The organism is Nocardia sp. NPDC052001, assembly GCF_040680615.1.
Taxonomy (GTDB): Bacteria; Actinomycetota; Actinomycetes; order Mycobacteriales; family Mycobacteriaceae; genus Nocardia.
Map to the genome: position 1 here is coordinate 402,188 of NZ_JBFAXC010000003.1, position 21,315 is coordinate 423,502.

The window sequence follows — 21,315 nt, forward strand, 5'->3', positions numbered from 1 at the left end:
CTGCGGCGGTCCTACTGTGCGACACGCGGACATGGCGTGTCGCCGCTGGGACACGGTCCTTGCATGATATCCACGATCGTCCACACCTGTAACTCCTGGAAACGGGTCGGGGTTCCCGTGCCGGCATCGGCCGCCGTCACAGCCGATAACCAGGCGATTTCTTTTTGGTGCATACCCCGTGATACGTTCTTTCAGTCGCTCGGGCGAGTGGCGGAATGGCAGACGCGCTGGCTTCAGGTGCCAGTGTCCGTAAGGACGTGGGGGTTCAAGTCCCCCTTCGCCCACCAAGACGAAGAGCCCCATCCGGAATCGGATGGGGCTCTTCGCTTTTCGCTGTCCGGGACCCCGTTCGGGGGCCGGTCCCGCGTAGGCGGGGGTCACCGCAGGTCACACCGGATGTGACGAAGATCGCAGGCATATCGGGGACTCCTCGGCCGGGGCGTTGCCGGATGGCCTCCGGCGGTCCGCGGAGGGGTGAAAATCGATTGCCGGAAGGTGTCGGTTCGAGTATGTGACCGATTATCTGCGGCCATTGCCTGATGCTCGTTTAGTCAAAACTGAGTTAAACAAACTTGGGGTTTGTTTACTCTCGGGCGACCGCTTGGCAATGGTGCCGACCAGCCACGAAACTCCAGCTTAACGCGGGTTGAACCGGTGATGGAGGGTTATCGCGAGAGAAATCGGCAAACCGGGCGACGGGGTGTCGGGGAAGTCCGAGCGAGGGGTCGAAACTCGGTCGCCGAACGGTACCGCGCGGGTGGTTTCCTTAACCTCCGCAGACCGCTCGCAAAGCGTATGCCGGTAAATAGCGGACCTGTCGGGTTGCCTTCGCGCAAAGGGCATTTCGCCTGGTGGCCATATACGCCCACCCAGCAAGTCGGAGGTTGCGTAGCCATAACGATTGTGTAGAGTCGACGGTAACGCTGGCCGCAGCTGAGCCGGACTCGCTGCGGCCAGTGGAAATCACTTCCGGGCCGTTGCCACCAGTGTCGAACCGACCACTCCCGCAACCGCTTCCGGATTCCGGACCGCCGAGTTGCCGGACATGTGCTCCCGCGCCGCAGCCGTCTCCTCCTCCAGCACCGCCCGCCGGCCCAAACCGAAGACGTAGGCCAGGAAACCGATTTCGGCGAGCGCGCCGATCCCGATCCGCACCGCGTCCGGCAACTCGCTCGGCGTGACGAAGCCCTCGAGGAAACCCGAGACCAGCAGCACGCCCACCAGGCCCAGCGCGATAACGGCCGTGGCACGGCCCTGTCGCGCCAGCGCCTGCGGACGGCTCTCGCGGCCCGGATCGATCAGCGTCCAGCCCAGTTTCACTCCCGCGCCGCCGGCCACGAAAATCGCGGTCAGCTCCAGCATGCCGTGCGGCAGGATGTAGGTGAAGAAGGCGTCCAGGCGACCAGCGTCGGCCATCAGGCCCGCGCTGACGCCCACGTTGAGCGCGTTCATGGCCAGCGCGTAGACCGCGGGCAGGATGAGTACCCCCATGAACAGGGCCACCGCGGCCACCGCCGCGTTATTGGTCCACACCTGGGCCGCGAAGGCATCGTGCGGATGTTCGTAGTAGTAGGTCTCGAATTCGCCGCCGGGCTTGGTCAAGCGGTCGGTATCGGTGTCCAGGCCCAGATGCCGTCGCGCGGACTCCGAATTCGCCACCCACGCGCCCAGGGCGGCCGATGCCCCGATGAACGCCGCCGCGACGGACAGCCACCAGCGCCGGGACCGGTACAGCGCGGCCGGGAAGCGATGGGTGACGAAGCGCAGGATCTCGGCGAGGGTGTCGGTGCGGGCGCTCAGCACGCGCCCGCGCGCCCGGGTCAGCACGGCGGAGAGTCCGGCCACCAATTCGGCGTCGGCCGAACGCGATTGCAGGCGGGCCAGCTGCTGTGAGGTGAGCCGGTACAGCCGTACCAGTTCGTCGGATTCCGTGCCGGAGAGTTTCTTACGGCGCGTCGCGAGATAGTCCAGCCGATCCCAGGAAGGTCTGTGCAGGAACGTATACGCGTCCAGGTCCATCGGTTGCCTTCCTGTGCCTCGGCTCGGAAGAATGCTAGTCGCCCCCGAGCAGGAGTGACATGGCCCTTTTCACCACCGGCGAGGCCGTCGCCGTAGAACTGCCCATCGCGCGCATCCCCACCCGGGCCGCGGCGTTCCTGCTCGACCTGATGATCCAGTTGATCTTCGGGACCGCGGTGTTCTTCCTCTGCCTGTGGGCGCTGTTCCTCTGGGACGCGGATTCGGCGTGGATCTCCACCATGCTGGTGGTCGTGCTGACACTGACGCTGATCGGCTATCCGGTGCTCAGCGAAACCCTGTCGCGCGGAAGGTCGCTCGGCAAGATGGCGCTCGGCCTGCGGGTGGTGCGCGCGGACGGCGGACCCACCGACTTCCGGCACGCGGTCACCCGCGGTCTGGCGGGCATCGTGGACTTCTGGATTCTGGGCACCGGGTTGATCGCGGTCGTGGTGTCGCTGTGCTCGCCGAACGCCCGCCGCATCGGCGACGCGCTCGCGGGCACGGTGGTGGTGCACGATCGCAGTCGGCTGCCGTTCGCCGCGCTGGTACTGCCGCCGCCGTGGTTGCAGGGCTGGGCGCGCCAGCTCGATCTGACCGGACTCTCCGATGAGCTCGCGGTCGCCGTGCGCCAGTACCTGACTCGCTTCCGCACCCTCACGCCCGTGGCGCAGGATCAGTTGGGCCGTGCCCTGGTGGTCACGGTCTGTGCGCGGCTGCACACCCCGCCGCTGAACGGCTATCCGCCCGTGCAGATTCTGGGCGCGGTGCTCGCCGAACGCCAGCGTCGTTCCTTCCCGCCTCCGCCCAAGCCGGACACCAAGGCATTCCAGCGGGCGGCCTGACCAGCGCGCGAATTACATTGCGCCCGTTTGCTTGAGCTCCAGGTATTCGTCCGCGAGCGCGCCCGGCAGCCGGTCGGGGGAGTCCGAGATGACGCGGATGCCCATGCGGCGCAGGGTTTCCCGGGCCACCGCGTGTTCGGCGATGACATTCTCGGCGGCGGCCGCGGTGTAGAGGTCGTCCAGCGCGGAGCGGCGGGTGGCGGCGGCCGCGATATCCGGATCGGTGACCGCGACGATCAGCACGCGATGCCGGTCGGCCAGGATCGGCAGCACCGGGAGCAGGCCCTCCTGCACGGTGGCGGCATCGAGGTGGGTGAACCAGACGACCAGACTGCGGCGACGGGCGCGCTGCAACGTGGTGCGCAGCAGGCCCTGATAGTCGGTATCGGCCAATTGCGGCGTGACGCCCGCGAGCGCGTGCATGAGCTTGAGCTGCAGGCGTTTTCCGCCGATGCCGCGCACTTCGGCGCGCAGCGCGTTGTCGTAGGCGAGCAGATCCACCGAATCGCCGCCCGCGGCGGCGAGTCCGCCGAGCAGCAGTGCGGCCTCGATGGTGGCGTCCAGGCGGGTGCCGTCGCCGACGCGGCCCGCGCTGACCCGGCCGGTATCGAGCAGCATGACCACGTGCCGGTTGCGTTCGGGCCGCCAGGTGCGCACCAGCACGTCATTGGCACGCGCGGTGGCCCGCCAGTCGATGGTGCGCACATCGTCGCCCGCGACGTATTCGCGGAAGGAATCGAATTCGGTGCCCTGTCCGCGCCGGTTGGTGGTGTTGCGTCCCTCGAGATGTTGCAGCTGACGGACTTTGGAGGCGAGCAGCTTCTCACTCCGGAACGGCGGCAGCGCGCGCAACCGGGCGGGTACGGTGCGGCGCGTCTGGCGTCCGGCGATGCCGAGCGGGCCGAGCAGGCGCACGGTGACCGGTCCGGCCACTCGATCGCCCCGATATTCCGGGGTGAGTTCGGTGTGCAGCCGAATCCTGGTGTTGGGCGGCAGTTTCAGCGCGTGCGCGCGATTGCGGGCCTGTGCGCTGTCCGGCCAGTCGTCCCACAGTGTGCCGCGCAAAGTGCGGTCGCCGGTGTTCAGCGCGGTGAGTTCCACCTCGGCGGTGCGCCCGGTGCGCACCGTGGTGCGGGGATCGCGCGAAAGTTCCAGCGCCCCGGGCGAACCCAGCAGTAGGACGTCCAGCAGTACCAGCGCCACCAGTACCGCGGTCGCGCCGAGCAGTCCCGCCCAGGAGGGCAGGACGAAGGTGACGAAGAGTGCGGCGGCGCCCGCCGCGATGGCCAGCCGGCCGGTGACGACCACGATCTACACCGGAACCGGGACGGACATCAGCAGGGACGCCATCACCCCTTCGGCGGTGACGCCCTCCACCTCGTGTTCGGGCCGCAGTTGCAGGCGATGCCGGAGCACCGTCGTGGCAACGGCTTTCACATCGTCGGGGGTGACGTAACCGCGGCCGTTCAACCAGGCGAAGGCGCGCGCCGCCGCCATCAGCGCGGTCGCGCCGCGGGTGGACGCGCCGTGCGCGACGGCGGGGGAGGTGCGCGTGGCGCGGCACAGGTCGACCGTGTACGCGAGCACTTCGGGACTCAATGTCACCTGGGCGACGGCCTTGCGGGCGGCGGTGATGTGCTCGGGTCCGGCGACCGGCCGCAGTCCGGCGGCGTCCAGGTCGCGCGGATCGAAGCCCGCCGCATGGCGTTGCAGAATCCGGAATTCGTCTTCGCGCCCGGGCAATTGGACGTCGACCTTGAACAGGAACCGGTCCAGCTGCGCCTCGGGCAGCGGATAGGTGCCCTCCTGCTCGATGGGGTTCTGGGTGGCGATCACCACGAACGGATCGGGCAGCGGCCGGGGCACGCCGTCCACCGAAACCTGGCGCTCCTCCATCGATTCCAGCAGTGCGGACTGGGTTTTCGGTGGGGTGCGGTTGATTTCGTCGGCGAGCAGCAGGTTCGTGAAGACGGGACCGCTGCGGAAGGTGAACTCGGCCGAATGCGGATCGTAGATCTGTGATCCGGTGACATCGCCGGGCATCAGGTCCGGGGTGAACTGGATGCGGCTGTGCTGCAGGTCCAGCGCCTTGGCCAGGGCGCGCACCAGCAGTGTCTTGGCCACGCCCGGAACGCCTTCCAGCAGTACGTGACCCTGGCACAGCAGTGCCAGCACCAGGTACATGACCGCCTGGTCGTTGCCGACGACAGCCTTGCCGATCTCGGCGCGCAGGGCGAGCAGCGCCTGCTGGGCCTGTTCGGGCGTCGGCGCGTGATTGGTGTCCATCACGACGACGGCTGTGGGCTCTGATCCGGTCACAAGACCTCCGCTTCGATCCATTCGAGTTGTGCGGCCACGAGTTCCAGCGTGCCCCGGTCCGGAACCGGGTCGTACAGTGCGGCCCGCAGCATGGCCGGGTCGGCGTGCAGGCGTGCGGCCAGGGGCGCGATCACCAGCTCGGGCAGGGTTTCGGCGGTGACGCCGAGGGTCGGGCGCAGCCGCCGCAGGGTGGCCGCCCGCAGCTTCGCCGCCACATGATCGTGGTCGCGGGATTTGCGGTACAGCCCGGCCTGTCCGGCCAGCACCTCGTTGGCGGGCGCTTCCACGGGCAGCGGTTCGCGCACCACCGCGCCGCGGCGGCGGCCGCGCCACCACAGCACCGCGCCCCACGCGATGAGCAACTGGGCGCCGCCGAACGCCGCCCATGCGGGCAGGCGTTCGAAGATGGAGTCGTCGCCTTCGCCGAAGTTCGGCGGATGCCGGGGTGTCGGCGGCGGTTTCGACGTCGACGGCGGCGGTGTGTAGGGCGTGTTGTCGTGATGCTCCGGCGGCGAGGGCGGCGGCGGACTGATATGCGTGACCAGGTAGACCAGTACCACGATGCCGAGCAGTGCGCCCAGCACCGCCCAGAAGCGCCAATCCCGCAGCAGCGCGGGCAATTCGAGGGGTTCGCGTTCCTTCTTCTCGCGCGCGCCCCGCTGCTTCCCGGTCTTGCGGCGCTGTTCGGTGATCTCGGCGGGCGCGTTCTTGGGCGGCGGCGCGACGGAGAATTGATCGGCCTGTTCCAGCCGCCGGTATTCGGCCTCCGCGCCGGGTCGGCCGCCGTACACGATCTCGTCGAAACTGTGTGCGGCCGCGGGCAATTCGACGGCCTCACCGGGGAGCGCGGTGGTCGCGGCCTGCGCGGTCTCGCGGGCGGTGCGGGCGCGCTGCTCCTCGAGAATGCCGCGCTGTTCCAGACCGCGGGTGACCGCGCGGTACCGCTCGCGCAGCGCGGTGCCGAAATCCGCGCGCCGGGCGGCGTCCTCCGCGGCAGCCAGATGTGCGGCGGCGGGACCGAGTGCGGGTTCCGGCGGTGGCCCGAAGTGGTTGTGCGGCTGCTGATTCGCGTCGACGGGGGCGGACCCGTCCGTGCGCGGCCGCTCGTACGGCGGCAGGGGAGTGTTCACGGCCGGGCCTCCGGCGGAATCTTGATATCCCAGCCTTCGCGGCGGCAGCGGCGGTCGACGTAGGCGACGACCTGGGCGGAGGATTCCACCATTTCGGCGAGTGCGACGAAGAGCAGACCGGCGGTGATGAGCAGGACGGTGACCGCCCAGCGCCGGGTGCCGGTGATGCCCGCCGCGAACTGCGGCAGCGCGAGCAGCGGCACGATCAGCACCAGCAGCAGTCCGCGCAGATAGAGCAGTACGCCCACCAGCTGCCAATCGGTGCCGGATATCAACAGTTTCGAGCGCAGCGTGGCGATCCGGTACGTGGTGTTTTCCTCGAAAATGGCCGGGACCGTGGCGAATCGGCGGGCCCGCAGCCACAGCAGCCAGATCACCGCGAACGGCGCGGTGAACATCAGCGGTGCGCCCAGCGCGAGCACGCAGACCCCGATGAGCGTGTACATGGCCGAATACCCCAGCAGCGGACCGGCTTCGGCGGATAACCGGCCCAGCGCCGCCCGCCAGCTCAGCGGCTGCCGGTGCACCACCGCGAGTCCCATCGGCACGGTGAAACCGCGCACGAACAGGCGCAATACCCAGGCGGCGATCAGGGTGGTCAGCAGTGCGCCCCAGAAGGTGCCGCTGTCCGAATCGCCGGTGGCGACCGAGACGAAGACGGTGACGCCGACCGAAATCGCGGCCGCGATCGCGATGGCCACCCCGAAGACGGCGGCGAAGGTGGCGATCCGCGCCTGGATCATTGCGAATGGCAGATCCAGCAGTTCACGGAACTGCACGGGTCGGATCGGGACCGTCGCCGGTTCGGTGTGCGGTTCCCCCACCGACCCGGCCGACGGACCGACTGAATCGGCGGCGGCGGGCAACACGGACCTACTGTAACTGGCAGGTGCCCCGTGGTCGCCCCATGTTTATTCGCCGAGCAGGCGTGCCACGACCTGGCGGTACAGGGCGGGGTCGACGGGCGGCATGCCGAGCAGTGCGCGCAGGTAGACGCCGTCGCCGACGAGCCGGACGATTTCCGCTTTGACCGGATCGCGTATTTCATTGTCCAGCGCGGTTTTCCAGCCGCTCATCATTTCGGCGAGCGCCCGATCCGCCTCGTCGACGGCGGTGTCCTGGGGGCCGTCGACGGTGCGCATGGCGGCCAGCATGGAGCGGTACAGCGCGAGCTCCAGGGCATCGGAGTCATTGTCGGGATGCGGGGTCTGCAGATACCACTCGGCGACCGATTCGCCCTGTGCGACGGCGCTGTTCAACTGCTGATCGGCGCGTTCGCCGAGGCGGCGGACCAATCCGGCGAGCAGCGCGTCCTTGCTTTTGAAGTGATAGAGCAGTCCGCCCTTGGAGACGCCTGCCGCCGCCGCGACGCTTTCCAGCGTCACCTGGGACATGCCCTTGTCGAGCAGCAGGGTTTCGAGCGCGTCGAGTATCCGGTTACGGGTGCCCGCCGGATCGCGAGGGGTTGTCACGGTGCATCACTGTACGGCGAATTGGTCATACTCACGCTGCATAACTGTACCGTCCGGACGGTAAGTCTGTTACTGTACCGTCCAGACGGTTCAACTCTGAAAGAGAAAGCTCCCATGGCCACCCACACCTCCGCCCGATCCGGACCCGGATCAGAGGCGGATCCCAGCGTCAACGACCCCCGGCCCGCCACCGCGCGCCGGGATTCCGGCATGCCCGCCACCCCGGACTCGGCCGCGGCGTTGGCATCCGAGAGCGGTTCGGATCGTGCGTCCCTGCGCGATTGGGCCGGGCTCGGCGTGCTCGCGCTGGCCCTGCTGCTGGTCTCGGTCGACGCCACCGTGCTCGACCTCGCGGTGCCCGCCATCTCCGGCGATCTCACCCCGACCACGCCGCAGCTGCTGTGGATCATCGACGTCTACTCGTTCGTGCTGGCCGGTCTGCTCATCACCATGGGCACGCTCGGTGACCGCATCGGGCGCCGGCGGCTGCTGCTGATCGGCGCGGCCGGATTCGGTCTCGCCTCCGCGGTCGCGGCCTGGTCGGTGAGCCCCGAAATGCTCATTGCCGCACGCGTTCTGCAGGGTGTCGCCGGTGCGACGCTGATGCCCGCCACGCTCGGTCTGATCCGATCCATGTTCACCAACGCGCGCCAGCGCACCCTCGCCATCTCGGTCTGGGGTGCGATGGCGGGTTCGGGTGCGGCCATGGGTCCGCTGCTGGGCGGCTGGCTGCTGGAGCATTTCTGGTGGGGTTCGGTGTTCCTGGTGAACCTGCCGGTGATGGCGCTGCTCATCGTGCTCGGACCGCTGCTGGTACCGGAGTCGAAGGATCCGAATCCGGGCCGCTTCGACCTGATGAGCGCGGGCCTGTCCATGCTGGCGCTGATCCCGATCGTGTACGCGGTCAAGGAGTTCGCCGCACACGGACCGGCGCTGAATCAGCTGATCGCGGGTGTGATCGGTGTGGTCGCCGGCGTGGTGTTCATTCGCCGCCAGCGCGGGCTGACCGATCCGCTGATCGATCTGGAGCTGTTCCGGCTGCCGCCGTTCCGGGCCGCGGTGCTGACCAATCTGCTGTCCATCTTCGCGCTGGCCGGTGTGCTGTTCTTCGGTTCGCAGTATCTCCAGCTGGTGCTGGGTCGTGCGCCCTTGCAGGCGGGTCTGCTGTTGATCCCGGGCACGTTCGGCAGTATGGCCGGTTCATTGCTGGCGGCGTGGCTGGTCGGTCGCTGGCGTCCGGTGAGCGTGCTGTGCGGTGCGCTGGTGACGGCCGCGGCGGGTGCGTCCCTGTTCTGGCTGCTGGAAGCCGATCCGTCGGCGTCGGTGCTGCCGTTCATGATCGGATTCCTGTTGATCGGCCTGGGTGTCGGTGTGGCGCTGACGGTTTCGGCCGACATGATCATCACCACCGCTCCGGCCGAGCGCGCGGGCAATGCCGCCGCCATTTCCGAGACGGCGCTGGAAGCCGGTGTGGCGCTTGGCGTCGCGGTGCTGGGCAGCGGTGTGATGGCCGCGTTCCGGCACGGCCTGGACCTGTCCGCGGTTCCGGCCGCGCACACCGACGCGGCCCGGGAATCCCTGGGCGGCGCGGTGGAAACCGCACGCTCTCTCGGTGAACCGGCGTCGAGCTCACTGCTGAACGCCGCGCACGGCGCGTTCGTGGACGGTATCCACCTCGCGGCCACCGGCACCACGCTGATCCTATTGGTCACGGCGGTCATCACGTACCGCGCCGCGACGAGCAAGCACAAGGCGCGCACCAACTGAAAAAGGCTGTGGCCCGGCTGTTTCCGTGTTCAACGTGAAACATGCCGGGCCACAGCCGTGTTCGTAGCTCCTACTGATCCTTGGCGGGCGGCAGTTCGCGCGGGCCGCGGTATTCCAGTTCCGGGTTGTACCGCCCCGGGATCGCGCCCTGATGCGGTGCGGCGGGCAGCGGATATCCGGGCTCGACGACCTGACCCTGCGGCAGCGCACCGTAATTCGGATACTGCTGCTGATACGGCTGATCGACCGCCTGCGAGGCGACGCGCTGCGCGTACACCTGCTGCGGCGCACCCGGCGGCAACTGATACCCGTACTGCGGATGCTGCTGGTACAGCTGCTGCGCCTGCGCCTGCGCGCCCGAATCCGAGGAATCCACCGTCACCTTGCGGGTCCGCTTGAGCGTGAAGGTGATCTCCTCCGCCTCCTCGAACGCCTGCCGCACGGTGCGCAGCGGATGCGTGGCGGTATCGATGGCATTGGCCACGAAGGACGGCACCAGCGGCCGGATCCAGCGGGCGGCGGTATCGGTGAACGGCACCGTCCCGATGATCGGAAGTTCCAGTCCGCCACCCTTGTTCGCGGGTGCGGGCTGCGGTGCGGGTGCGGGCACCAGTGCCCCGCCCGGGCCGATCGGCGCGAGTGCGCCGCCCTGGCCGAGCTGGGCGGGCAGGTTCGGCGTCGGTGTCACAATCCCCTCCTGGGACACGGAGTCGTCCTTTCGGACCGCGGCCGGAAGCTCATGCTGTGCGGCCCGGTCGAATTCGTCGATGGCGCGCTGTTGCGCGGGTTCGGTGATGCCGATCTGGAAATTGCCGATGGCCGCGATGATGCGGGTGCGCTGGCGCTCCCGGTCGATGGCGGTATCGGCGTGCAGGGCCAGTTTCGCGGCGGTGAGCTGTTGTTCGGCGCGCAGTTTCTCGGCTTCGACGCGGACCTGCGCCTGGGTTTCCGCGATGGCGACCTCGGCGGCCTGTTCGACCCAGTCGGTGGCGGTGCGGGTGGCGATATCGCGGTCGAAAGCCGTTTCGCCGCGCCAGAATCGGAGCAGCAGCGGCAGTAGCGCGAGCACGATCAGCAGCAGTGCCACGGCCAGGCGCAGCACGAACGGCCCGGCGTGATCGGTGGTGTGGTCGTTCATGGCGACCCAGCGCGCGCCGAGTCCGCGATCGCCGTCGGTGTAGGCGTCGGCGCGGGCCGTGCCGAGCGCCTTGTCCTTATCGCTGACCTTGGTATCGAGTCCGTCGATCTTGGCGCGCGCGGCGGTGAGCTGCGCCCGCGAATCGTCGAGCATCTGCAGTGCGGTGCGGGCCTCCGCGCCGTATCCGGGCACCCGGGTGATGCGGGTCGCCGGGCACTGCGGGTCCGGATTGGTTTCGCAGCGGGCGATCACCAGTGCGCTGTCGACATCGGTCTGCGCCTTGGCGATCTGCTGATCCAGGTCCTTGCGATCGGCGCGGGCCTGGTCGAGTTCGGTGCGCGCGGTGATCACGGCGGGCGCGGATTCGACTCCGCGCCGGGAGGTTTCGTCGAGCAGCCGGTTCACGGTCCCGCCGAACAGGACGGTGCAGGCCAATTCGGCGATGACGATGCCGACGAGTACGGCCACTCCGGCGCGGGCGCCGAATTCGGCTCGTGCCCGGCGGCTTTCACCGCGCGCGGGGGTCGACGCGGTCGCCAGCGTGCGAGATACCGCCCCCACCAACAGGGTTGCGATCAGGGCGACCACGATCACCGCGGCCAAGGGCCATTGCGCCGCGCTCGTGGCCAGTGCGGTGATCACCCCGGCTGTCAGCGCGAACAACGCCACCACGGCACCGGTAACCGAATACCCCGTGCGCTCGTGCCGATCGGTGACCCCCGCGTGCGCTCCGCCGAGCCAGGTGAGCAGAACGGTCATGGGAGCTCACATCCTCTAAGTCCCAGGCTTATTCGGGTTCTCTAAACCGTGGCTGATTCGTTGTTTCAGCGTGACAGGAAGGGGGCGGTTACACCGAGTGTGGTGGCTGTGATGTGTCCAGCCTCACATCTGACGGCTTCCCAGCCGTGACGTGGCATTGATCACGCAGGTATCGGCCGCAGAATCCCTGAAGTAGTGACTTACCGCATATTCACTGTTTGCCAGACGTGTGCCAAATCCCACGTTTAAGAAAGATTCCGTACGGTCGGATCATTGCATTGGCTTGTCGCCCGGACCTCCGAACCGCTTCCCGAAGGTCTCCGGAGAATTAGCCGCAGCACGCCCGGTTTGCCGGATGCCCTTGTGGGGAAGTCTGTTTCATTGCAGGTAGGAGGCTGTCCCGGGGCCGCGCCGGGGCGCTCGGCCACCTCCCTCGCGCGCGCGGAGAACTATGGGCAAGTCAACTGCGGGTCCCCCGCATGCCTGCTTTACACTGGACAACGCGCAGGTACTGGAGGATCGATGAAGAAGCCCAGCTAGACGCTGGTATTAGTGCAACCTAAGTTGGTTGGGCTCGAGTCCTGACTTATCGTTTGCTCTTACGCCGGATGCGACAAGTTCGGCATATCGCCCCATACCGTCCAGAGGCCCGATCGGTGCTCAGCGTAATAGGCGAGAACGGCGCGGTTGGTAGCTAACACGTAAGCGTTCGGTTACCGCCGAGCACCCGACGAAAAATCGAAACGGGTGAAAACAACTGGAGAGTTGACTGCACGGGACGACCATCAGCGCCGCTGGTCTCCGAACCGCCTGGGCGCAGTCTGACGGAGGCGTTCGACGAAGGCCGCAATTCTTCGAAGGCCTGTTTTTTGTGAAGGCAGAGGCATGACGCAACTTCCCGGCCACAGGTCCCCCACCGGCGGTGCCGGCTATGGGCACGGACCCCGCGGGCTCTATGACCCGGCGAATGAACACGACGCCTGTGGCGTCGCATTCGTCGTCGACATGCACGGCCGTCGTAGCCGCGACATCGTCGACAAGGCTATTACCGCCCTGCTGAACCTGGAGCACCGCGGCGCCGCGGGTGCCGAACCCAACTCCGGTGACGGTGCGGGCATCCTGATTCAGCTCCCGGACAAGTTCTTCCGTGCGATCGTCGACTTCGACCTTCCCGCCGAAGGCTCCTACGCCACGGGTATCGCCTTCCTTCCGCAGGCTCGCCGCGAGGCCGCTCGCGCCGGATACGGCGTCGAGAAGATCGTGCGCGAAGAGGGCCTCGAGGTCCTGGGCTGGCGCGAGGTCCCGATCGACGAATCCTCGCTCGGTGCGCTGTCCCGCGACGCCATGCCCACCTTCCGGCAGATCTTCATCGCCTCGCCGAAGGACTCCGCCGAGCAGCTCTCCGGCATGGATCTGGAGCGCCGCGTCTACGTCATCCGCAAGCGCATCGAGCATCAGCTCGGCAAAGCGGGCGCCGGTGAAGGCAGCGTCGGCAAGGAATCGGTGTACTTCCCGAGCCTTTCCGGTCAGACCTTCGTCTACAAGGGCATGTTCACCACGCCGCAGCTGCGCGCCTTCTACCTGGATCTCCAGGATGATCGCGTGGAGTCGGCGCTGGGCATCGTGCACTCGCGCTTCTCCACCAACACCTTCCCGTCCTGGCCGCTGGCGCACCCCTTCCGCCGCGTCGCCCACAACGGCGAGATCAACACCGTCTCCGGTAACGAGAACTGGATGCGGGCGCGTGAGGCGCTGCTGAAGTCGAACGCCTTCGGCATCGACTCCGAGGGCAACAACCGCCTGGAGAAGATCTTCCCGGTCTGCACCCCCGGCGCGTCCGACACCGCCCGTTTCGACGAGGTGCTCGAACTGCTGCACCTGGGCGGCCGCAGCCTCCCGCACGCCGTGCTCATGATGATCCCGGAGGCGTGGGAACGCCACGAGTCCATGGATCCGGCCCAGCGCGCCTTCTACCGCTACCACTCGTTCCTGATGGAGCCGTGGGACGGCCCGGCCTCGGTGGCCTTCACCGACGGCCGCTTCGTCGGCGCGGTGCTGGACCGCAACGGTCTGCGCCCCGGCCGCATCTGGGTCACCGAGGACGGCCTGGTCGTGATGGCCTCCGAGGTCGGCGTGCTCGACATCGACCCGTCCACCGTGGTGCAGAAGACCCGTTTGCAGCCCGGCCGCATGTTCCTGGTCGACACCGAACAGGGCCGCATCATCAGCGATGACGAGGTCAAGTCGACGCTGGCGAACGAGCACCCGTACCAGGAGTGGCTGGACAACGGCCCGACCAAGCTGTCGGACCTGCAGGACCGCCCGCACGTGCACATGTCGCACGACCGCGTGCTGATCCGCCAGCAGATCTTCGGATACTCCATCGAAGAGCTGAACCTGCTGATCTCGCCGATGGCGCAGACCGGTGGCGAAGCGCTCGGTTCGATGGGCACCGACACCCCGATCGCGGTGCTGTCGGCGCGTCCGCGTCTGCTGTTCGACTACTTCTCGCAGCTGTTCGCGCAGGTCACCAACCCGCCGCTGGATGCCATCCGCGAAGAGGTGGTCACCTCGCTGCGCAGCATGATCGGCCCCGAGGACGATCTGCTGAACCCGGGCCCGGACTCCTGTCGTCAGATCACCCTGACCCAGCCGATTCTGGACAACGACGAGCTCGCCAAGCTCGTGCACATCAACGATGACGGCTCGCGCCCCGATCTGCGTTCGGTCGTCGTGCACGGCCTGTACCCGGTCAAGAAGGGCGGCAAGGGGCTGCGCAAGGCCATCGAGGCTGTGCAGCAACAGGTTTCGACCGCCATCGACGGTGGCGCGCGCATCATCATCCTGTCCGACCGCGAATCCAACGAGAAGCTGGCGCCGATCCCGTCGCTGCTGCTCACCGCGGCCGTCCATCACCACCTGGTGAAGGAGCGCACCCGCACCCAGGTCGGCCTGGTCGTGGAGGCCGGTGACGCCCGCGAGGTGCATCACATGGCGCTGCTCGTCGGCTTCGGCGCGGCCGCCATCAACCCCTACATGGCCTTCGAGTCCATCGAGGACATGCTGGAGCGCGGTCAGCTGCAGATGCCGGGCAGCACCGGCGATCATGCCGAGGACTTCAAGAAGGCCGTCTACAACTACAACAAGGCCGCCGGCAAGGGTGTGCTGAAGGTGATGTCCAAGATGGGCATCTCCACCATCGCCTCCTACCGCGGCGCCCAGCTGTTCCAGGTCGTCGGCCTGTCGCAGGAACTGGTGGACGAGTACTTCACCGGTCTGCGCTCGCCGCTGGACGGTATCGGCCTCGACGACATCGCGGCCGAGGTCGCCACCCGGCACAAGGTCGCGTTCCTGGAGAACCGCAATGAGCGCGCGCACCGCGAGCTCGAGGTCGGCGGCGAATACCAGTGGCGGCGCGAGGGCGAATACCACCTGTTCAACCCGGATACGGTGTTCAAGCTGCAGCACGCCACCCGCTCGGGCCAGTACAAGGTCTTCAAGGAGTACACCAAGCTCGTCGACGATCAGTCGGAGCGCTTGGCCTCGCTGCGCGGCCTGTTCCAGTTCAAGTCCAAGGGCCGCAACCCGATTCCGCTGGACGAGGTCGAACCCGCCAGCGCGATCGTGAAGCGTTTCTCGACCGGTGCGATGAGCTATGGCTCCATCTCGGCCGAGGCGCACGAGACCCTGGCCGTGGCCATGAACCGGCTCGGCGGCCGCTCCAATTCCGGTGAGGGCGGCGAGCATCCGGCGCGCTTCGAGCCGGAGGAGAACGGCGACTGGCGTCGGTCCGCGATCAAGCAGGTGGCCTCGGGCCGCTTCGGCGTGACCGCGCACTACCTGACCAACTGCACCGATATCCAGATCAAGATGGCCCAGGGCGCGAAGCCGGGCGAGGGCGGCCAGCTGCCCGCGCACAAGGTGTACCCGTGGGTCGCCGAGGTCCGGCATTCGACTCCGGGCGTGGGTCTCATTTCCCCGCCGCCGCACCACGACATCTACTCGATCGAGGATCTGGCGCAGCTGATCCACGACCTGAAGAACGCGAACCCGCAGGCGCGGATTCACGTGAAACTTGTCGCGGAGCCCGGCGTCGGCACCGTCGCCGCGGGTGTGTCCAAGGCGCACGCGGACGTGGTGCTGATCTCCGGTCACGACGGCGGCACCGGCGCTTCGCCGCTGACCTCGCTCAAGCACGCGGGCGGTCCCTGGGAGCTCGGCCTGGCCGAGACCCAGCAGACGCTGCTGCTCAACGGGCTGCGCGACCGCATCGTGGTGCAGGTCGACGGTCAGATGAAGACCGGCCGCGATGTCATGATCGCCGCGCTGCTGGGCGCCGAGGAGTACGGTTTCGCGACCGCTCCGCTGGTGGTCTCGGGCTGCATCATGATGCGCGTATGCCACCTCGACACCTGCCCGGTCGGCGTCGCCACCCAGAACCCGGTGCTGCGTGAGCGTTTCACCGGTAAGCCGGAGTTCGTCGAGAACTTCATGCTCTACATCGCCGAAGAGGTGCGCGAACTGCTCGCCTCGCTGGGGCTGCGCACGCTCGACGAGGCCATCGGCCGCGTCGACCTGCTCGACACCACGCAGGCCAAGGAGCACTGGAAGGCCGCCAAGCTGGATCTGTCTCCGATCCTCGACGATGTCGAGACGGCGTTCATGATGCAGGACCGCCGCAACACCAAGGGCCAGGACCACGGTCTGGACAAGGCCCTGGACAACCAGCTCATCGCGCAGGCCGCGGATGCGCTGGAGCGCGGTAAGCCGGTCAAGTTCGACACCAAGATCACCAACGTGAACCGGACCGTCGGCACCATGCTCGGCCACGAGGTGACCAAGCTGTACGGCGGCGTCGGCCTGCCGGACAACACCATCGACATCACGTTCACCGGTTCCGCCGGTAACTCGTTCGGTGCGTTCGTCCCGGCCGGTATCACCCTGCGCGTGCACGGCGACACCAATGACTATGTCGGCAAGGGTCTTTCGGGTGGGCGCATCATCGTGCGGCCGTCCCTGGACGTGCCGGAGGAGTTCGTCGCGGAGCGGAACATCATCGCGGGCAACGTGATCCTGTTCGGCGCGACCAGCGGTCAGGCCTTCATCCGCGGTGTGGCCGGCGAGCGCTTCAGCGTCCGCAACTCGGGCGCCACCGCGGTGGTCGAGGGTGTGGGCGACCACGCCTGCGAGTACATGACCGGTGGCAAGGTGGTCATCCTCGGCGAGACCGGCCGCAACTTCGGCGCGGGCATGTCCGGCGGTATCGCCTACATCTACAACCCGAACGGCACCTTCGAGAAGAACCTCAACGGTGAACTGGTCGACCTCGAGCAGCTCTCGGCCGAGGAGACCTCGTGGCTGCGGGACACCATCTCCCAGCACCGCGACGAGACCGGTTCGGCTGTCGCGGAACGCATCCTGGGCGACTGGTCGCAGCAGGTGAACCATTTCGTGAAGGTCATGCCGCGGGACTACAAGAAGGTCCTGCTGGCCATCTCGGAGGCCGAGAAGGCCGGCCGCGATGTCGACGCGGCGATCATGGAGGCCGCACGTGGCTGACATGACCTGCACCGCATTTGTTGGGTGCGCCGTGTTCGGCGCGAAAGTTGGAGTCGTAAATGGGTGACGCACAGGGCTTCCTGAAGCACACGAGTCGGGAACTGCCGAAGCGCCGTCCGGTCGAACTGCGCCTGCTGGACTGGAAAGAGGTCTACGAGGAGAAGTTCTCCCACGAGACGCTCCAGAAGCAGGCCAGCCGCTGCATGGACTGCGGTATCCCCTTCTGCCACAACGGTTGTCCGCTCGGGAACCTGATTCCCGAATGGAATGACCTGGTGTACAAGGGTTCCTGGAAGGAATCGTTCGACCGGCTGCACGCCACGAACAACTTCCCGGAGTTCACCGGCCGCCTCTGCCCCGCGCCCTGCGAGGCGTCCTGCGTCCTGGGCATCAACCAGGATCCGGTGACGATCAAGCAGGTCGAGGTCGAGATCATCGAGAACGGTTTCGACGAGGGCTGGGTCACCCCGGTGTACCCGACCCGTCTGACCGGCAAGAAGGTCGCGGTCGTCGGCTCCGGCCCGGCCGGTCTGGCCGCCGCGCAGCAGCTGACCCGCGCCGGTCACACCGTGACCGTGTTCGAGCGTGACGACCGCATCGGCGGCCTGATGCGCTACGGCATCCCGGAATTCAAGATGGAGAAGCGCTTCATCGATCGCCGGATCGCGCAGATGGAAGCCGAAGGCACCGTCTTCAAGACCAGCGTGAACGTGGGCGTCGACATCACCGCCGATCAGCTGCGCGAGCGTTTCGACGCCGTGGTGCTGTCCGGTGGCGCGACCATCGCGCGTGATCTGCCCATCCCGGGCCGCGATCTGGACGGCATCCATCAGGCGATGGAATTCCTGCCGCTGGCCAACCGCGTGCAGCTGGGCGATCCGATCACCGATGAGGACGGCCTGCCGCGCATCAACGCGCGCGGTAAGAAGGTCATCATCATCGGCGGCGGCGACACCGGCGCGGACTGCCTGGGCACCTCGCACCGTCAGGGTGCGGTGTCGGTCCACCAGTTCGAGATCATGCCGCGCCCGCCCGAGGAGCGCGCCGGTTCCACCCCGTGGCCGACCTACCCGCTCATGTACCGGGTCGCGTCCGCGCACGAGGAGGGCGGCGAGCGCCTGTTCTCGGTCAACACCGAGCGTTTCGTCGGCGCCGATGGCAAGGTCACCGGGTTGCAGGCGCACGAGGTGTCGATGGTGAACGGCCGTTTCGAGAAGGTCGAGGGCACCGACTTCACGCTCGAGGCCGATCTGGTGCTGCTGTCCATGGGCTTCGTCGGACCGCAGAAGAACGGTCTGCTCGAGGGTCTGGGCGTGGGCTACGACCAGCGCGGCAACGTCAAGCGCGATAGTGATTGGGCCACCACGGTTCCCGGCGTCTTCGTCGCCGGCGATATGGGCCGCGGTCAGTCGCTCATCGTGTGGGCCATCGCCGAGGGTCGCGCCTGCGCGTCCGCGGTCGACAAGTTCCTCGAGGGCGAGACGGCGCTGCCGTCCCCGATCCGCCCGACCGATGTCGCCCAGCGGTGATGTTCGTCCCAGTGTGAGCTGATATGTGAAGCGGCCGCGGATCTTCGGATCCGCGGCCGCTTTCGTATTTCCGAGGTCTCGTACAGGCTTTTCCGGCCACCGGATAGGTCGTGGCAAAGAGGGCGGCACCCTGACCTGACGTGCCGAATAGCCGTCGAAATCGGACAACTTGTTCAGGTCGCGTGGCGCGGGGACAAGGTCACCTTTATTGTTATCGGCGTTGTGTCGCTGATCTCTGTCATACGGTCTGGTTTGCGCATCTCATACGGGGCGGTTACTTCGGTTAACCCTGAGTGCACCGGATTGTCATCCGGCGACGACACCATGATCGGGAATCGGGATGGAGAAGTTATCCCGGGCAGGCGTGAACTGGAGCAGTAGTGCGGTTGAAAAGAATTGTCGCGGCTGCGGGGGCAGCGGCGAGCGTGCTCATAACTGGAATCGTGCTGGGCAGTGGTCCCGTTACGGCGGACCCCGGATGCCCGGTCATGTACACCGTGGCCATCCCCGGCACCTGGGAGACCGGTCACGACAAGACCCCCGGCCCCGGAATGCTGTCGCAGGTTACCAACGGGCTACCCGGCGAGGTGGACTACGTGACCTACGCGGCCACCGCCTTCCCCTGGGAGGGTGACGTCTACGGCGCCTCCAAGAAGGAAGCCACCGATAACGCGCGCGGCCTGGTGCAGGCCATGGGGGCGCGCTGCCCGGGCACCAAGATCTCCATCACCGGCTACAGCCAGGGCGCGGACGCCGCGGGCGATCTGGCCGCGGAGATCGGCTCCGGACTCGGTGTGGTGCCGCCGGATCGCATCGCGGCCGTGGCGCTCATCTCCGATCCGCGTCGTTCCATCACCGATGTGCAGGTCGGCCCGATCGCGCCCGGTGCGGGTGCGGGCGGTCCGCGCATGGGCGGCTTCGGCTTCATCTCCGATCGCGTGCGCACGGTCTGCGCGGTCGGCGATCTGTACTGCTCCACCGAGGAGAGCGACTTCGTCAGCCGGTTCGCCGGATTCCTGGCGCAGACCTCCGACCCGAATCCGGCCAACCTGTGGCGGTACCAGCTCGAGGTCGGCGCGATCATCAACGATCTGATGGCACAGGGCGGTATCCCCACCCTGCAGTCGCAGCTCAGCGAGGGTGCGAACGAGCAGCGCGCCCAGCAGTTCGAGCAGTTCTTCCGCACCGGACGGCACACCAGCTACGGCAGTTACGGCGTCGGCGGCGGTCAGACCGCACTGAGCTGGATGCACAACTGGCTCGCCAACGCGGCGTAAGTCGTTCGCTCACAACAGAATACGAAAAGGCCGCTCCCACCGGTACCGGGAGCGGCCTTTCTCGTTGTCTCCCAGGGTTATCCGGCGGAGCCGGTGGCGGGCGGCTGCCAGGGCGCGGGCGGCGGGGTGTTGTCGCCCGGCTGGCCGCCCCGGTTCCAGTCGCGGTCACCGGGGTGGTCGCCGCGATTGCCGCGATGGTGGTGATCGCGATCGCCGTCGTTGTTCTGGCCGGGCCAGTTCTGATCGACCTGCACGGCGGTCGGGGTGTCGGGGGTGGCGGCGGTGGCGGGCAGGGCGACCAGGGCCAGCGGTACGGCGGCCAGGACACCGGCGGCGGCGATGCGCAGCGCCATGCGGCGGCGGGACTTGCGGGGTGACGAGGAGGCGGTCACGGTGGATCCTTTCGCGGGGGCCGGGCCGCGGTCGCGGCTCGTGGTCCCCATACAAGTGGCCGGGCCTGGGAGCGTGGTCCGACGACTCTGGGAATCGACTGCGAGGCCCTCGGGCGACTCACTCGCGCGGCTGGCGATGCCTCGGCAACAGGTCGAAGACGTGCCCGTTCTCGTTCACCGTGGCGACCGTGCGGCGGCCGGTGCGGGAGTACAGAATTCGGGTGATCGAGCAGTAGTCGATCGGGAAGGTGAGCGGCCGTTCCAGCCCGAGCACGTCCTGCAGCAGCACGTTGATGACGCCGCCGTGCGCGAAGGCGACCACGGTGTCGTCATGGTCGGCGGCATCGGCGATGGCCGCCGCACTGCCCAGGACGCGGCTGCGGAAGGCGTCGCCGTCGATTTGCTCCGGTAGGTATCCGGCCTTGATGCGGTCGTAGACGGCGCGGAATTCCTGCTGCGCGTCCTCGATCGGAATGTAGGCGGGCAGCTCGCGATCGTATTCGGCGAGGCCGTCGATGACTTCGGTGTCCAGGCCCAGCTTCTCGGCGGTGGGCCTGGCGGTGTCGCGGGCCCGCAATTGCGGGCTGCTCACCACCCGGGCGATGCGATGGTGGGCGAGGGCCGCGGGTACCCGGGCCGCCTGCTCGACCCCGATCTCGGTGAGATCGGGGTCCGCCGGGCCGGTGAGCCCCTGGACGCGCCGAGGCTGGGCATGGCGGACGAGGATCAACTGCATATCCCCACTCTGCCGCACGCCGCCGGCACGTCCCGCTCGGGGCGGGGAGGGCCTACTGTCCCTGGTTCTTCTTCTTGTTCTGCATCAGGTAGACGATGCCGAGAATCAGCACCACGATGCCGATGCAGCAGACCGCGCCGAAGATCCAGAAGCTGCCACCCTTCTTGGACGACTTCTTCTTGGCGGCGTACTCCATGGTGGAGGTCCAGGTGTCCGGATTGGTCCACACCTGGTGGTCCAGCAGGTTGGCCTGGGTCATCAAGTCCAGGTAGTGCATGTGAAACCCCATCTCATCTATTCGGTGGTCCCCTCCCCGGGACTGCTCACAAGGTTAACGGGCAGTCCCGGTTCTGGGAGTCCACTGTGAATCGGCTGT

The 21,315-nt window shown here is 67.5% G+C and carries 15 protein-coding genes and 1 tRNA gene; 6 read left to right on the plus strand and 10 right to left on the minus strand.

The window, feature by feature from the left end:
- The first annotated feature begins 201 nt into the window (after nucleotides 1-201).
- Nucleotides 202-287 (plus strand) — tRNA-Leu (locus AB0L82_RS17245).
- A gap of 676 nt (nucleotides 288-963) precedes the next feature.
- On the opposite strand, the gene AB0L82_RS17250 is transcribed toward AB0L82_RS17245, so the two are convergent.
- Entirely contained in the window at nucleotides 964-2,019 is a 1,056-nt protein-coding gene (locus tag AB0L82_RS17250; RefSeq protein ID WP_364636874.1) for a stage II sporulation protein M, read from the minus strand.
- A gap of 59 nt (nucleotides 2,020-2,078) precedes the next feature.
- Here AB0L82_RS17250 and AB0L82_RS17255 point away from each other — a divergent pair, with 59 nt between their 5' ends.
- Nucleotides 2,079-2,861, plus strand: coding sequence for an RDD family protein (locus tag AB0L82_RS17255; RefSeq protein ID WP_364636876.1), 783 nt, complete (start codon nucleotides 2,079-2,081; stop codon nucleotides 2,859-2,861).
- A gap of 12 nt (nucleotides 2,862-2,873) precedes the next feature.
- On the opposite strand, the gene AB0L82_RS17260 is transcribed toward AB0L82_RS17255, so the two are convergent.
- The 5 genes from AB0L82_RS17260 to AB0L82_RS17280 are packed head-to-tail and all read right to left on the minus strand — an operon-like array spanning nucleotide 2,874 to nucleotide 7,782.
- Nucleotides 2,874-4,169, minus strand: coding sequence for a DUF58 domain-containing protein (locus AB0L82_RS17260; protein WP_364636878.1), 1,296 nt, complete (start codon nucleotides 4,167-4,169; stop codon nucleotides 2,874-2,876).
- 3 nt (nucleotides 4,170-4,172) lie between these two features.
- Nucleotides 4,173-5,147 (minus strand): MoxR family ATPase, encoded by a 975-nt coding sequence (locus tag AB0L82_RS17265; RefSeq protein ID WP_364637948.1) that lies wholly within the window; start codon nucleotides 5,145-5,147, stop codon nucleotides 4,173-4,175.
- Between the two features lie 29 nt (nucleotides 5,148-5,176).
- Nucleotides 5,177-6,310, minus strand: a complete 1,134-nt coding sequence (locus AB0L82_RS17270; protein WP_364636880.1) for a DUF4129 domain-containing protein — start codon at nucleotides 6,308-6,310, stop codon at nucleotides 5,177-5,179.
- Nucleotides 6,307-7,179 carry a hypothetical protein gene (locus AB0L82_RS17275; protein WP_364636882.1) on the minus strand — a complete coding sequence of 291 codons (873 nt, stop codon included), beginning with the start codon at nucleotides 7,177-7,179 and terminating at the stop codon, nucleotides 6,307-6,309. Before AB0L82_RS17275 ends, AB0L82_RS17270 begins: the two co-directional genes overlap by 4 nt.
- Before the next feature lie 42 nt (nucleotides 7,180-7,221).
- Nucleotides 7,222-7,782 (minus strand): TetR/AcrR family transcriptional regulator, encoded by a 561-nt coding sequence (locus AB0L82_RS17280; protein WP_364636884.1) that lies wholly within the window; start codon nucleotides 7,780-7,782, stop codon nucleotides 7,222-7,224.
- 210 nt (nucleotides 7,783-7,992) lie between these two features.
- On the opposite strand from AB0L82_RS17280, the gene AB0L82_RS17285 reads away from it, so the two are divergent.
- Nucleotides 7,993-9,549 (plus strand): MFS transporter, encoded by a 1,557-nt coding sequence (locus AB0L82_RS17285; protein ID WP_364637950.1) that lies wholly within the window; start codon nucleotides 7,993-7,995, stop codon nucleotides 9,547-9,549.
- A gap of 70 nt (nucleotides 9,550-9,619) precedes the next feature.
- On the opposite strand, the gene AB0L82_RS17290 is transcribed toward AB0L82_RS17285, so the two are convergent.
- A complete protein-coding gene (locus AB0L82_RS17290) occupies nucleotides 9,620-11,446 on the minus strand; it encodes a DUF4407 domain-containing protein (protein ID WP_364636886.1) in 1,827 nt (608 codons plus the stop codon).
- An 885-nt stretch (nucleotides 11,447-12,331) separates the two neighbouring features.
- Here AB0L82_RS17290 and gltB point away from each other — a divergent pair.
- The 3 genes from gltB to AB0L82_RS17305 all read left to right on the plus strand — a co-directional run bounded on the left by gltB (nucleotide 12,332) and on the right by AB0L82_RS17305 (nucleotide 19,811).
- Entirely contained in the window at nucleotides 12,332-17,005 is a 4,674-nt protein-coding gene (gltB, locus tag AB0L82_RS17295) for a glutamate synthase large subunit (protein ID WP_364636888.1), read from the plus strand.
- A 59-nt stretch (nucleotides 17,006-17,064) separates the two neighbouring features.
- On the plus strand, nucleotides 17,065-18,534 hold the full coding sequence (locus AB0L82_RS17300; protein ID WP_364636890.1) for a glutamate synthase subunit beta: 1,470 nt from the start codon (nucleotides 17,065-17,067) through the stop codon (nucleotides 18,532-18,534).
- 431 nt (nucleotides 18,535-18,965) lie between these two features.
- Nucleotides 18,966-19,811: a cutinase family protein gene (locus AB0L82_RS17305; RefSeq protein ID WP_364637952.1), complete on the plus strand. Its 846-nt coding sequence runs from the start codon at nucleotides 18,966-18,968 to the stop codon at nucleotides 19,809-19,811.
- Between the two features lie 77 nt (nucleotides 19,812-19,888).
- On the opposite strand, the gene AB0L82_RS17310 is transcribed toward AB0L82_RS17305, so the two are convergent.
- From AB0L82_RS17310 to AB0L82_RS17320, 3 genes are all read right to left on the minus strand, one after another.
- Nucleotides 19,889-20,203, minus strand: coding sequence for a hypothetical protein (locus AB0L82_RS17310; RefSeq protein ID WP_364636892.1), 315 nt, complete (start codon nucleotides 20,201-20,203; stop codon nucleotides 19,889-19,891).
- Nucleotides 20,204-20,321: 118 nt separating this feature from the next.
- Entirely contained in the window at nucleotides 20,322-20,939 is a 618-nt protein-coding gene (locus AB0L82_RS17315; protein ID WP_364636894.1) for a histidine phosphatase family protein, read from the minus strand.
- 52 nt (nucleotides 20,940-20,991) lie between these two features.
- Nucleotides 20,992-21,216, minus strand: coding sequence for a hypothetical protein (locus AB0L82_RS17320; protein WP_364636896.1), 225 nt, complete (start codon nucleotides 21,214-21,216; stop codon nucleotides 20,992-20,994).
- Nucleotides 21,217-21,315 lie beyond the last annotated feature (99 nt).

Excerpts from the sequence above, each read along its gene's own strand:
- AB0L82_RS17250 (WP_364636874.1), bottom strand. The coding sequence starts at position 2,019 with ATGGACCTGGACGCGTATACGTTCCTGCACAGACCTTCCTGGGATCGG.
- AB0L82_RS17255 (WP_364636876.1), top strand. The coding sequence starts at position 2,079 with ATGGCCCTTTTCACCACCGGCGAGGCCGTCGCCGTAGAACTGCCCATC.
- AB0L82_RS17265 (WP_364637948.1), bottom strand. The coding sequence starts at position 5,147 with ATGGACACCAATCACGCGCCGACGCCCGAACAGGCCCAGCAGGCGCTG.
- AB0L82_RS17285 (WP_364637950.1), top strand. The coding sequence starts at position 7,993 with ATGCCCGCCACCCCGGACTCGGCCGCGGCGTTGGCATCCGAGAGCGGT.
- AB0L82_RS17290 (WP_364636886.1), bottom strand. The coding sequence starts at position 11,446 with ATGACCGTTCTGCTCACCTGGCTCGGCGGAGCGCACGCGGGGGTCACC.
- gltB (WP_364636888.1), top strand. The coding sequence starts at position 12,332 with ATGACGCAACTTCCCGGCCACAGGTCCCCCACCGGCGGTGCCGGCTAT.
- AB0L82_RS17300 (WP_364636890.1), top strand. The coding sequence starts at position 17,065 with ATGGGTGACGCACAGGGCTTCCTGAAGCACACGAGTCGGGAACTGCCG.
- AB0L82_RS17315 (WP_364636894.1), bottom strand. The coding sequence starts at position 20,939 with ATGCAGTTGATCCTCGTCCGCCATGCCCAGCCTCGGCGCGTCCAGGGG.
- AB0L82_RS17320 (WP_364636896.1), bottom strand. The coding sequence starts at position 21,216 with ATGCACTACCTGGACTTGATGACCCAGGCCAACCTGCTGGACCACCAG.